The organism is Streptosporangium amethystogenes (assembly GCF_000721075.1).
GTDB lineage: Bacteria > Actinomycetota > Actinomycetes > Streptosporangiales > Streptosporangiaceae > Streptosporangium > Streptosporangium amethystogenes.
The window spans coordinates 137910-151695 of the sequence record NZ_JOEQ01000024.1 but is presented as its reverse complement, the minus strand read 5'-3'; the positions used below and the strand labels follow the sequence as shown (position 1 = coordinate 151695).

The 13786-nt window shown below is 66.5% G+C and carries 6 protein-coding genes; 5 read left to right on the top strand and 1 reads right to left on the bottom strand.

The window, feature by feature from the left end:
* Positions 1 to 198: 198 nt before the first annotated feature.
* The 4 genes from rpsA (at position 199) to IG98_RS0129365 (ending at position 4771) form a co-directional block, all read left to right on the top strand.
* Positions 199 to 1695: a 30S ribosomal protein S1 gene (gene rpsA, locus IG98_RS0129380; RefSeq protein ID WP_030919293.1), complete on the top strand. Its 1497-nt coding sequence runs from the start codon at positions 199 to 201 to the stop codon at positions 1693 to 1695.
* A 300-nt stretch (positions 1696 to 1995) separates the two neighbouring features.
* Positions 1996 to 2451: a GNAT family N-acetyltransferase gene (locus tag IG98_RS0129375; RefSeq protein ID WP_037971565.1), complete on the top strand. Its 456-nt coding sequence runs from the start codon at positions 1996 to 1998 to the stop codon at positions 2449 to 2451.
* Positions 2452 to 2805: 354 nt separating this feature from the next.
* Positions 2806 to 3405, top strand: coding sequence for a dephospho-CoA kinase (coaE, locus tag IG98_RS0129370; protein ID WP_030919286.1), 600 nt, complete (start codon positions 2806 to 2808; stop codon positions 3403 to 3405).
* 178 nt (positions 3406 to 3583) lie between these two features.
* A complete protein-coding gene (locus IG98_RS0129365; RefSeq protein WP_030919283.1) occupies positions 3584 to 4771 on the top strand; it encodes an ArsB/NhaD family transporter in 1188 nt (395 codons plus the stop codon).
* 52 nt (positions 4772 to 4823) lie between these two features.
* Here IG98_RS0129365 and IG98_RS0129360 read toward each other — a convergent pair whose 3' ends face one another.
* On the bottom strand, positions 4824 to 7829 hold the full coding sequence (locus IG98_RS0129360; protein WP_030919280.1) for an AfsR/SARP family transcriptional regulator: 3006 nt from the start codon (positions 7827 to 7829) through the stop codon (positions 4824 to 4826).
* A gap of 326 nt (positions 7830 to 8155) precedes the next feature.
* On the opposite strand from IG98_RS0129360, the gene IG98_RS0129355 reads away from it, so the two are divergent.
* A complete protein-coding gene (locus tag IG98_RS0129355) occupies positions 8156 to 13774 on the top strand; it encodes a LamG-like jellyroll fold domain-containing protein (protein ID WP_157594591.1) in 5619 nt (1872 codons plus the stop codon).
* Positions 13775 to 13786: the final 12 nt, after the last annotated feature.

The following is a 13786-nucleotide window of genomic DNA, read 5'->3' as shown; positions in this document are numbered from 1 at the left end:
CGCGGGAGCGTAGTGTCGTCGGATTGACCATACCCGTCTCGTCTCATATGCTGATCGCTGCGTTGTGGGCTCGCGCGTGTCTCGGACGGAGTGGGCTCGCGCTCGATCACGCCGGTGTGAATTCATCCGGCTGACGGTAAGAAGCCTGCCGCGCGTTCGCCACATCGACATCTGTCCGCGTTCGGAGCAACTCCACACATGACGAGCAGCACTGAGGCCACCTCGAGCACCCCGCAGGTAGCGGTCAACGACATCGGCTCCGAGGAAGAGTTCCTCGCAGCGATCGACCTGACCATCAAGTACTTCAACGACGGCGACATCGTCGAGGGCACCGTCGTCAAGGTCGACCGAGACGAAGTTTTGCTCGACATCGGCTACAAGACCGAGGGTGTCATCCCCTCGCGTGAGCTCTCGATCAAGCACGATGTCGATCCGGCGGATGTCGTCGAGGTTGGCGAGCACGTCGAGGCCCTTGTCCTCCAGAAGGAGGACAAGGAAGGCCGCCTGATCCTGTCCAAGAAGCGCGCTCAGTACGAGCGGGCCTGGGGCACGATTGAGAAGATCAAGGACGAGGACGGCATCGTCACCGGTACCGTCATCGAGGTCGTCAAGGGTGGTCTCATCCTCGACATCGGCCTGCGTGGCTTCCTGCCGGCGTCCCTGGTCGAGATGCGGCGCGTCCGCGACCTCCAGCCCTACGTGGGCCGCGAGCTCGAAGCGAAGATCATCGAGCTCGACAAGAACCGCAACAACGTGGTTCTGTCCCGCCGTGCCTGGCTTGAGCAGACCCAGTCCGAGGTTCGCCAGACGTTCCTCAACACCCTGCAGAAGGGTCAGGTCCGCAAGGGCGTCGTCTCCTCGATCGTCAACTTCGGTGCGTTCGTCGACCTAGGCGGCGTCGACGGTCTGGTTCACGTCTCCGAGCTCTCCTGGAAGCACATCGACCACCCCTCCGAGGTCGTCGAGGTCGGCCAGGAGGTCACCGTCGAGGTGCTCGACGTCGACATGGAGCGCGAGCGCGTCTCCCTGTCGCTCAAGGCGACGCAGGAAGACCCCTGGCAGCAGTTCGCCCGCACCCACCAGATCGGTCAGGTCGTCCCGGGTCGCGTCACCAAGCTGGTGCCGTTCGGTGCGTTCGTCCGCGTCGAGGAGGGCATCGAGGGCCTGGTCCACATCTCCGAGCTGGCCGAGCGCCACGTCGAGATCCCCGAGCAGGTCGTCCAGGTCGGCGACGAGATCTTCGTGAAGATCATCGACATCGACCTGGAGCGTCGCCGGATCTCGCTCTCGCTCAAGCAGGCGAACGAGGGTGCGATCGGCGCCGACGTCGAGTTCGACCCCACGCTGTACGGCATGGCGGCGACCTACGACGACTCGGGCAACTACATCTACCCCGAGGGCTTCGACTCCGAGACCGGCGAGTGGCTCGAGGGCTTCGACAAGCAGCGCGAGGAGTGGGAGCGGCAGTACGCCGAGGCTCAGACCCGCTTCGAGGCTCACAAGAAGCAGGTCGAGGAGGCTCGCAAGGCCGAGGCCGAGGCGGGCGAGGCTGCCCCCACGTCCTACTCCGGCGAGACCCCGTCCTCCGCTGCCAGCAGCTCCACCAGCGGCTCCTCCGCTCCGGCGGCGGGTGCCCTCGCCTCCGACGAGGCTCTCGCGGCTCTGCGCGAGAAGCTCGCGGGCGGCCAGAGCTGACCTGTGCGGTAGAAGTTCCAACGGAAGGGCCCCGCTTCGGCGGGGCCCTTCCCGCGTTCCCGGCACCTTTTCCGGTACGGCGCGGCTGTTCGAGTCCTCCGGTCCGGCGCCTCCCCATGGCACGTGCGGGCCCGTCAGGGTGGTCGCCCCCGGTGACACCGCCTCCGGCATGGCGTCTCGCGTGACCGCCCTCCGCCGTGTCCCCGGGGAGACGCGGTGTTTCGCGTCCCCTCGAACAACGCCCCGGCGGCGGTCGCTCCAAGACCTTTGCGAACCTTGACCGCCCGATAGGGTGGCGCCGTGGCTGTGATCGAGTGGGCGGAGCCCGAGGACGCGGGCGAGATCCTGACCGTGCAGCGCGCCGCCTACGTGGGCGAGGCCCAGCTCTACGGCGACCCCTTCATCGCGCCGCTGGTGGAGTCGGCCGGTCAGGTCCGCAGCGCGGTCGAGACGGCCATCGTGCTCGTCGCCCGGGACCGGACGCGGATCGTGGGCGCGATCCGGGGCCGGATGTCCGGCACGACCTGCCTGGTCGGCCGCCTGGTGGTCGCCCCCGACAGGCAGGGCGCCGGCATCGGCGGTGCGCTGCTGGCGGCACTGCACGACGAGGCCGCCGCGGCGCTCGCCTTCGACCTGTTCACCGGGCACCTGTCGGAGGGCAACCTGCGGCTCTACCGCCGGCACGGCTACCGCGAGACCCGCAGGGAGCGGATGAGCGACCACCTGACGCTGGTACACATGCGCAGGGAGCTGTAGGGGCGCTCAGACGCCCTCCGATGCCACCCCGCACAAAAGGGGCAGGCGCCACCTTCGGTGCGGTGAAGGGCGGTTACGGCCCGTCTGTCGGTGGCCTGGCAGGGGGACGCCGACCGACTTGTTCCGGTGCGGTAGATGGTCTTCCGAGGCCGTACGACAGGGTGGCAGGCTGCGGTGAAGGGGGGCCGGCCCGTCAGCCGACGGGTCGGCAGGGGTGTGCGAGACGGGGGAGACGCCGATCACCCGATGCGACAGCGGAGGGTCTGGGGCGCGACGGGGGCGGTCTCGGCTCGGCCGCAAGGAGACGAGGACCGCACTGCCGGCGGGCGGCCCGTACCGCGTATGCTGCGGATCATGTTGAAGGTGGGTCTTACCGGCGGTATCGGGTCGGGCAAGAGCGAGGTCTCCCGGCGGCTGGCCTCCCGAGGCGCCGTGGTCATCGACGCCGACAAGATCGCCCGTGAGGTGGTCGAGCCGGGGACCCCGGGCCTGGCGCGCGTGGTCGGGGTCTTCGGCACCGAGATCCTGCACGAGGACGGCTCGCTCAACCGGGAGAGGCTCGGCTCGATCGTCTTCGCCGACTCAGAGAAGCTGGCCTCGCTCAACGCCATCGTCCACCCGCTGGTCGGCGCGAGGGTCGCCGAGCTGCAGGAGCAGGCGGCCCCCGGCAGCATCGTGATCTACGACGTCCCGTTGCTGGCGGAGAACAAGCTCGCCCCCATGTACGAGGTGGTGATCGTCGTGGACGCCGCCGACGAGGTGCGGGTGGCCCGGCTGATCGAGCTGCGCGGCATGAGCGAGCAGGACGCCAGGGCCAGGCTCGCCGCCCAGGCGACCCGCGAGGAGCGCCTGGAGATCGCCGACATCGTGGTACCGAACGAGGGGACCCTGGAGGAACTGGAGGCCAGGATGGACGGCCTCTGGAAGGACCTCACCGCCCGCGCCGTCGCCTGAACGAGGTTCGGGCTGATCCCATCCGCCCAGGTACGCCGGTGGCGAGGCTTGGCTGGAGCGGGTATCGCTGACCCGGCGAAGATTTGAGGTCACCCGCGCGAGCGGGATTCAGATGGTCTTCACCACCTGAGCGCGATCACCCTTCCTGGACTGATCCGCCCAGGCGGGGCGTGCGATCATGGCCGATGTGCTGCGACGACTGGGCATCCTGGACTGGATCCGCCTCGGACTGCTGGGCCTCGGACTCCTGTTCGTCGCGACCGGCCTGCTTCCCCTGCGGGAGGCATGGAGCGAAATGGAGCGGATCGCGCCCATCCTGCTCTTCCTCGCCGCCGTGGTCGTCCTCGCGGACCTGGTCAAGGAGGCCGGGCTCTTCGACGCGATCGCGACCCGGCTGGCGATGCTGGGACGGGGAGACCACGCCGCGCTGTTCCTGCTCTGCACGGCCTTCGCGTCGCTGGTCACCATCTTCCTGAACCTGGACACCACCGCGGTACTGCTGACCCCCGTCATGCTCGCCCTGGCGGCCAGGACCGGGATCGCCGCGCTGCCGCTGGCCATGACGACGCTCTGGCTGGCCAACACAGCCAGCCTGCTGCTGCCGGTCTCGAACCTGACGAACCTGCTGGTCGTGGGGCGGCTCGGGATGTCGGCCCGCGAGTTCGCCGCAAGGCTCTGGTTCCCCCAGCTCGTCGCGATCGCGATCACCATGATCTTCCTGTGGGTGTTCTTCTGGCGCCGGGGTACGCGCGGCACCGAGCGCTACATCCCGCCTGCTCCCGAGCCGGTCGCGGACCCGGTGCTGTTCCGGACCGCCATCTGGGTCTGTGCGCTGTTCATCGCCGCGGTCCTGCTGGAACTGCCGATCCAGTTCGCCGCCCTGGCCGGGGCGGCCCTGATGGTCGTGGCCTTCGCCTGGCGTGACCGCGCCAAGCTCACCCCCGCGCTGTTTCCCTGGCAACTGCTCGTCTTCGTGGTGGGCCTGTTCCTGGTGGTGCCCACCCTGAGCCGGCACGGCCTGGCCGCCATGATGAGCACCCTGGTCGGGACCGACACGGGCGACGGGGCCTACCGGGTGGCGGCCGTCGGCACGGTGCTGTCCAACCTGATCGACAACCTGCCCGCCTACACCGCGGTGGAGCAGGTCGTCCCCACCGGCCAGCGGGAACCGCTGCTCGCCCTGCTCATCGGCACCAACGTCGGCACGGTGATCACCCCGTGGGCCTCCCTGGCCACCCTGCTGTGGTTCGAGTGGTGCCGCCGCAGGGGAGTACGGGTACCGATGCGCACCTTCGTACTGACCGGGACCGCACTGGTCGTGGTGGCCGTCCCGGCCACCGTGGCGGCGCTGCTGCTCACCGCCTGAGAGGCGCATTCAGGGCAGGTGCTCTGGTCCGCCCCGAAACCCACGGGTGCCGTCAGCTCATACCGGCCGCAAGCATCCGCTTCCTGATCTCGTCGGCCTGAGGAACACCCATGGGGGCGAATATGCCGAACGCGATCTTCCAGTGCGCCGCTGCCTCCGCTGTCCGTCCGAGGGCTCGCAGCGCGTTGCCCAGTCCTTCGTGGGCGAACCCTTGCTGGTAGGCGTCGGTTTCCTCGTCGGCGTAGCGGGCGGCGTCCCGGTAGTGGTCCAGGGCGGCCTGGGTGTCCCCGCTCGTGAGACAGGTTTCCGCGAGGCTACAGAGCATCTCGCCCTCCACCGGCCTGCTTCGCAGGCTCCTCGCGAGGGCGAGCGCCTGCTCATGGTGGTCGAGAGCTTCGCGGTAACGGTCCTGCTGCCGCAGGACCGTGGCGATGCCGTTGAGCGCGTCGACTTCGATGCGCTGGTTGCCCTGGTTACGACCCAGGTGCGATGCCTGCTGCAAACAGTCCAGAGCGGTCGCCGGTTCCTTCAGCCTCGCGTGAACGAGGCCCAGTTGGATGAGGCAGTAGGCCTCGTCGTACTCCCTGCCGGTTTCCCGCCAGTGGCTCACGCACTCCGACAGGACCTTGAGCGCCTCACCGAACCGGCCCATCGTGAAATAACTGATCGCCAAGGTGTCCATGGTGGCGAACTCATCGATTCGATTCCCGAGGCTGCGGTTGAGGGCCAGGCCCTGCTCACCGAGTTCTATGGCCCTGGCGGGGTGTCCGGCCAGGTGCAGGGCGTAACTCACGTGCCGGAGCGCCTTCGCCTCTCTCGCCCGATCGCCGGACGTACGCCAGATCTCCAAGGCCTCCTCCTGGTGGCTGAGGTTCTCGGCGTATCGCCCGGTGAACATCTTGGCGTAGCCAAGGTCGCTCAGGATCTCGGCCTCGCCGGAGCGGTCACCGATCAGGCGGGCGGAGGACAATGCGATCTCGCCCGTCATGAGAAGGTCGTCAAGATGGTTTCTCGCATAGAAGAACCATGACAACCTGCTGAAGGTCTGCCAGGCGTGGATGTGTCGATCTCGCCGCGCCCCATGGACGATCACGGCCACGAGAGTGTGGTGCTCCCGTTCCAGCCAGGCCATCGCCTCGTCGAAACCCGGGAAGTCCGGCGTCCCGTCCACCGGAGCGATCGCCAAAGAGGTGGTGTCGACGGGAGACAGATGGTCCATGGCCTTCAGAACCGAGTGCCGGTACCAGTCGAGCGTTCTCGTCAGGGCGTCGTCACGGTGGTCTGCGGGCTCGTCGACGGCACACCGCTCCTCCGCGTAGACACGCACGAGATCGTGCATCGACAACCTCCGCTCACTGTCCTCCTGCAGGAGATGCGCGTTGACCAGTGTCGCGACCGTCGCGGCGGCGTCCTCGGGGGACAGGCCGCTGAGGGCGGCCACGGCGTCCAGCCCGATGGACGGTCCCGGATGCAGGCTGAGCACCCGGAACACCCGCCGAGCCTGCGCGGGGAGGCTCCGGTAGGAAACTTCGAGTGCGGTGCGAACACCGATCCCTGGATCCTCGTCGAGATCCAGAACGGTCAGCCGGTTCTCCTGCTGGAGCTTGCCGACGAATTCCCTGATCCGGGCAGGTGACCCGCCTGCGAGTTGTGCCGCAGCCAGTCGCAGGGCAAGCGGCAGATACCCGCAGAGCCGAGCCAGTTCGGCGATGACATCCGCCTCGCTTCCGCCCAGGAAGTTGGTGAGCAGCGCGATCGCCTCACCGGCCGGTAGTACATCGAGTGAGATGCCCTGCACGTCGTGAGTGACGGACAGACCTCGCAGGGCGTCGCGACTGGTGATCACGACTCGGGAGGGCGAGGAACCGGGCAGCAGGGGGCGAACCTGGTCCGGTGTGGCGGCGTTGTCCAGCACGATGAGCATCCGCCTGCCCGACAGCAGCGACCGGTAAAGTGCCGCGCGTTCGTCGAGGTCGTGTGGGATCTCGTCCTCGACCACGCCGAGTCCACGGAGAAGCCGACCCAACGCCTGCCCTGCCGTGGTGGCCCGTCCTCGTGAGTAGCCGTGCAGGTTGATGTAGAGCTGCCCGTCCGGAAACCGGGCGGAGACTCTGTGCCCCCAGTGTGTCGCCAGGGCGGTCTTGCCGACCCCGGGGGTGCCGGCGATGGCGGAGATCACCATGGTTGTGGTGCCCTCCTCCTCGGACAGGAGCATGTCCAGCTGACGCAGCTTCTCCACCCGGCCGGTGAAGCGCGAGACGTCGGCAGGTAGCTGCCGGGGCACATGTAGTGCAGGAGGGGTCTGTCCCACCACGGCGGTGCCGGAAGCGGAGTCTCCGGACAGGATCGTCTGGTGAATCCGGGCGACCTCCTCGCCGGGTTCCAGGCCGAGTTCGTCGCGGAAGTGCCTGCGGCAGATTCTGAACTCCTCAAGAGCCTCTGCCGTACGACCGGTGTGGTGGAGTGCGAGCATCAACTGGCCGCGCAGCTTCTCGTTCAGTGGATGCTCGGTTACCAGCAGACGCAGCTCACCGATCAACTCGGAGTGATGTCCCAGGGTGAGGTCGGCTTCGACGCGACCGATGAGCGCGGCGAGGCGCTGCTCTTCCAGTGCCGCACCCTCCGTTGCCTGCAGTTCGGAGTGAGTACCGCCGAGGGCGGGGCCACGCCAGAGTGACAGCGCCCGGCGGAATCCCTCCGAGGCGCGGGTGGCGTCACCCGTGGACAGCACGGAGCGGGCCAGCGCCGTCTCGGTGACGAAGACATCGAGATCGGAGGCGCCCGGCCGCAGCCGCAGGGAGTAACCGGTGGGTGTGCTCACGATGGCGTTACCGTCGGTGAGCAGGCGCCGCAGCGACCACAGATGATTGTGCAACAACCGTCGGCCGGAGGCCGGGATTTTCGTCCCCCACAGAGCCGTCAAAAGTTGATCGTGCGAGACAGTCTTGTTCGCCTGCAGGACCAGAACGGCCATCAAGGTCCGTTGCTTCGGCCCGACGATCGCGATCGAACGCCCGTCGCGCCAAACGTCGACCGGACCGAGAACGCGAATCTCCATGCCAACCCCCGACTGATCACGGTCGCCGCAGGGCGATGTTCGCCGACCATTCCGCTGATATTTACCGTCATACCTCTGCTCAACTGCGCATTCCCTGCGGGAAACAGGCAGTGGTGAATCGATTAGCAAGATCGAGGCATCTTATATGACAAGATCAACAGCACCAACCGTGATGCTTGTGGCGATCATCTGGTCAGGTGTTCCCGTTTCCGAACCCCTGGCCGGTCTCCCGCAATCATTGGAGGTAGTCGGTGGGGTTCCCCTTACCGAATCGCCCTTTCGCGCCGCCACGGCGTGAACCACCGAAGCGGACCGTATTTACGGTCGTGACTATTTCGGCCCTGGCCGCATCACTTCTGGTGGCCGGTGGTTCCATCCCCGCACAGGCAGACCCTGGACCCGACAACCCGGCCGTCCCTGCCGCACCTAAGACGACGGAGTTCCCCCGCCCGGAGGATCCCGACGCGGTGCTGAGGGCCGCGCTTGAGGAGGCCAAAAAGCAGAACAAGCCGGTGGAGGTCCAAGCCGCCTACACCGAGGGGTCACGCACCTGGGCCTATCCCGACGGGCACCTGACGACGCAGTCGTACGCCGGTCCGGCCCAGCTCAAGCAGGCCGATGGGGCGTGGGCCTGGATCGACACCACCCTGGTGGAGCAGGGCGGGGTCCTGAGACCCAAACTCGCCAAGGCCAAAGTCGAGTTCTCCGCGGGCGGCGCGGATCGTCCTTTCGCGTCCATGGAACGCGGTGACGGGCAGAAAGTCTCATTCAACTGGCCGACCGAACTGCCCAAGCCGACCGTCGAGGGAAACGTCGCGACCTTTGTCAACGCGGCAGGTCAGGGAGCCGATCTCGTCGTCACGGCCCTGCCCACAGGATTCCGGCATGACGTGGTGTTACGGGAGCAACCCAAAGAGCCGGTGGAGTTCCGTATCCCGGTCGAGACAGACGGACTCGACTTCGCCGAAGGCAAGCAAGGCGGACTCGAACTCACCGATGCCAAGGGAAAACGAGTCGCGTCAGCGGCCGAGCCGGTGATAATTGATGCCGGTCCCAGTCCCGCCGAAACCAAAAACGCCGGTGTGGTCCCGCCGCGCACCGGAAAAATCAACACGCGGGTGGTGAAGGAGAAGGACGGCCAGGTATTGGTCCTCACTCCCGATCCGAAATTCCTCGCCGATCCGGCGACCAGGTATCCGGTCACGGTGGATCCCACCACCACGCTCACCCTGCAGAGCGACCTGGTGGTGAGCAACGCTGCCGGCGCGGACACCTCATCGGCCTCGGAGAGGCTGGTGACGAGCATCGAACGCACCAACTCCGCGGGGACGCTCACCTACAGTCACTCGCTCCTCAAGTTCGACACCGGACCGCTGGTGGGCAGGTCCGTCGGCAGCGCCAGGCTGGACATGTACGCGGACCAGCTCGTGGGCTGCCGCTGGTACGGGCCCGCCGGGATCGAGGCCAAGCGGGTGACCTCGGCCTGGCCACCGTACGTGGGCTGGAGCAACCAGCCGTCCGTGACCAGCTTCGGCTCGTCCGTCCAGCTCTGCCCGAGCACGTCGTCGGTCGACGACAATGGCAACTGGATCCCGAGAACCTTCACCTGGAGCGTCACCGCGATGGCCCAGGCGTGGGCCGCGGGCCAGCCCAACGAGGGCATCAGGCTGTCGGGCAAGGGCACGACGGACCCCGCGCAGAACTCAGGGTGGTGGGTCTACTTCCACTCGTCGGAGAAAGCCGGGGGCACCCGGCCGAAGCTGACCGTGTCCTACTTCCTGCCGCCGGAGATCCCCACGGTCACCGCCGAGTCGATCGACTCCATGGACGGCAACGACGCGATCGCCCGCAGTACCAGCGTCAAGGTCGGTTTCAAGTCCAGCGTTCCCGAGGGGACGAACCTGGACTACACCGTCGCGGTCAACGACTCCACGATGCTTCCCCCACCGGCCTTTCCCACCGGACACGTGGCGCACTGGAAGTTCGACGAGGCCGCAGGGGCCACCGCCGCGGCCGATGCCAGCGGCAACAACCACACCGCCACCTACACAGGCAGCAGAAGAGTGGCCACCACCGGCAAACTCGGCGGCGCGCTACAACTGAACGACATGACCGGCAGCAACGGCTGCTGCATACCGGACTCCTACGCCGCCACCAGCAGGTCGGTGCTGAACCAGAACTCCAGTTTCAGCATCAGCACCTGGGTCCGCCTCAAGGACAGCGAAGCCATCCAGTACGTCGCCAGCCAGGACGGCGACCCGTTCGGCCTGAGCATCTACTATCTCGGCGGCAGCTACCAGAAGTGGCGGCTACAGGTGTCCGGAACCGGTGGCACGACCGGTTACGGCGTCTGGGTCGACTCGGCCAAGCTGGCCACGGCCGACACCTGGACGCACCTGACCGCCATGTACGATGCCGGCGCCTCCAAGATCCGCCTCTATGTCGACGGCGTGCTCTCCGGCGAAGCCGACTATCAGCCGTCCGAGACCGTGACCAGTGGCCCGTTCCGCGTCGGCGGCCACAAGTCGGGCCTCAACCTCCTGCAGGGCGCCGTCGACGACATGCGCCTCTACCAGCGCGCCCTGTCCCTGGCGGACATCAAGAAGTTGTACGGCGAGGTCGCCGCCACCAGCTACAACGCCAAGCCCTCCGGGCAGGTGATCGAGCAGACCTTCGCCCTGGACAACCCGGCCAGCTTCAAGTTCGTCGTCCGGGCCTGCCGCAGCGGCGTCACCCAGCCCTCCTGCAACGAGAGCCCGGCCTACCGCATCACCAGCGACGCCCCGATGCTGCCCACCGACACCGAGACCGGCATGGCCGACCCGACCAGGCCGATCCTGTCGGGCATGGTGAACCGTCCCTCGGGCGGCCCGGTCACCGCCAAGTACTTCCTCTACGACAACGGCGGTTTCCCTGTGGGGTCCAGCCCGCTTGGCCGGCGTACCGTCAACGGTGGGGAGCGCGCCTCGTTCCAAGTCCCCGAGAACATCGTCCAGGGGGGCCGGACCTACACCTGGCAGATGCAGGCATGCGTGGGTCAGGAAAGCACCACGCCCGAACCCACCCCGACTCCGACTTCAACGCCCACTCCGACCCCCACCGTGGATCCTCAGCAGAAGGCACGCTGGGCCTTCGACGAGGGCAGTGGTACCGCCGCGGCCGATTCCTCCGGTAACAGTCGCACGGTCACGCTGAACGCGGCCTCGTGGGGGACAGGTAAGAGCCAGGGCGGACTGGTACTGGGTGGGACCTCCGGTTACGGGGCCACCAACGGGCCAGTGATCCACACCAATGCCGGCTACACGGTCAGCGCGTGGGCCCGTCTGGACGCCACGACCAGGGAAGACGCGATAGTCAGCCAGGACGGCGCGGTCAACAGCGCTTTCAAGCTCGCCTACTCCTCCGGTGACAAGAAGTGGCGGATGGTCACGTACCAGTCCGACACCACCGGTGCCACCCCCGTGCGTGCCCTGTCCACCCAGAACGCGGTGGCCGGCCAGTGGACCCACCTGGTCGGTGTCTACGACGCGACCGCTCAGAAGATCCGCCTGTACGTGGACGGTGTGCTGAACGCCGAGACCGCCTACACCAGCAGCTGGGATGCGACAGGTAACGTCCACATCGGCCGCACCAAGGCCAACGGTTCTCAGAACAGTTACTTCAAGGGCATCATCGACGACGTCCACCTCTACCAGAAGTCATTGACCGGAGCGGAGATCACCACCCTCTACAACGGCGCCGCCCAGGTCGCCACAGCCTCAGCGGCGCCTGCCGATACCCAAGCCACAACCCAGAACGGCGAAGAGGTCTGCACCGCCAAGACCACCCCGGTCAGCTTCACCACCCCCGGCACCCCGGCCGACCCACCCGCCGAAGACATCCGGCATCTGACCCTGCTCAAGGACAACTTCGTCGTCAAGACCGCCAAGGTCGATCCCACCGCCTGCGACGGTTCGCCCTGTACGGTGACCGACTCGACCACCATGCAGATCGGCGGCAGTGGCACCGACAAGACGGTAGCGGTGATCGGGTTCAGGCTCGACGAACTCCCTGACGGTGCCAGGGTGTCCGAGGGCGTTCTCAAGCTCGGCACTCCCACCTGTTCGACGGGTACGTGTCCAGCCGACACCGTGATCACCGTGACGACTCTGAAGAGCCCGGTGACCGGTGCGAGCAAGGGGTCGGATCTGGCGGGTGACGCCGACACGACGGATACGCCGTACTCGCTGCCGCTGACGGCTCTTCAGGCCGACATCGCAGGCAACGCGTACCAGTGGCTGCTGCTCACCTCCAACAAGGACGAGGTCATCACTTTCGGCGAGGCGGCATCAGCCGAGCAGCCGTCTTTGGCGCTCACCTATGTCCCGGCCGGGCCACCGAGCAAGGTGCTCAACCTCGCCGTGCAGGCGGGGGATGGCGGAGCCAGCGCAAGTTGGGGTCTACCTGAGTCCAACGGCAGTCTCGCGATGCTCGACGGCTACGACGTCGAGGTAACCGACAGCAGCGGTACGGTCGTCAAAACCATCGACGTCAAAGACCCGTATGCCGCGATCACCGGGTTGACGAACGGTGCGGCCTACTCGGTGAAGGTGCGCGCCAAGACGGCCTTCGGCGTCGGCGAGTGGGAAGCCGCTTCGGTCACTCCTAAGGCGGTGCCGCCGCCACCGGTCAAGGGCGCGGGCGAGACGTGCGTGCTCGAAAGGGGCCAGCCGCCGCAGATGAAGACTGCTTCTGTGGCGTCCGGTGCGCAGGAGTACCTCCAGCGCGTCACGGCCTATTATCAGGCGCAGGACGCCGTCCTGGAAGGTCGCGCGGAAACGGTGTGGGACGCCCCTGGGATAACGCCCCAAGCGTCGAGCACCGCTAAACTCTCCCTCCTGAACACCAATCTGGTTCGCCTCCGAGAGGCGATGCAGGATGGTGACATCACCCGGAGTAATTCCACGGTGGAGTTGTCCGACAGCGTGGTGCGGGCCCGGCCGGACGGTAGCGTCATGGTCTTCACCAAGGTGAACCGCACCTGGACGGAAACCGACGGCTCCACGGATGGCACAGGACAGGTCAAGCGCTCGGTGACGTCGACGGCAGCGGCCGCAGGGGGTCAGGTGGAGCCGAGTGAGCCGAGTATCGATGTGTTCGTGTTCGACCGCTGCGGGGACATCACGATCATCAACGTCCCGCTGCCGCAGTATGAGGACCAGACGGATCATTTCGATGCCTGCGGCGGTAATCTCCTCCCAGGAGATTCTGGCGGAACCCTCAGAGTGGCAGCAGATGACCCGCCCACCAGTGCCTGCGTTTTCGACCCGTCCAACGACCGCCTCTGTACGAGCATTCGTGCGCAGGGGAATAACTGCGTGACGTTGGAGGCGCAGCCCGGGTTCGAGACGGATCCGTTCGACAAGAAGAGCGTCAAGCCCATGAAGGGTTTGACGTTCCGAGGCTCGGGTGTCGTGGCATGGCGGGACCATGAATACGAGATCGTCTCCGTGCTGAACATAGCGAAAAGCCGCATCTGGGTGCAGGCGTACATGACCAAGGCCTTCATCAAGAAGTATGGGGCGGAGGATTTCGTCACAAAGATGAAGATATCCGCCAAGCCGCGCTGGTGTGGTGTGACCCAACTTGGCGATATCACCGTCACATATCCTCCGGCGTTCACGCCTTCGACTGTGGAGGACTGCAGGGAGAAAGCGGTGAGCGATAATCCTGTAGGTGTTCAGGCGCTGAGTTATCCCACGGGCGGCAACGACAGTGCGCGTATTATCTGTAACGGCCTGTGCGATATTCGGAGGTTCAAGTTCGCCTTCACCGCGGAACTTTTCCTTCCCTACGCGGACAAGAAGATCCGGCCCGGAAGGGTGCCCATCGGCTGCGAAACCCGATGGTTGTTACCGCTCGAAAGAAACCCATCTCCGACGCCTGGCCCGGAGCCTAAGCCGTAGCTGTAAGGTATA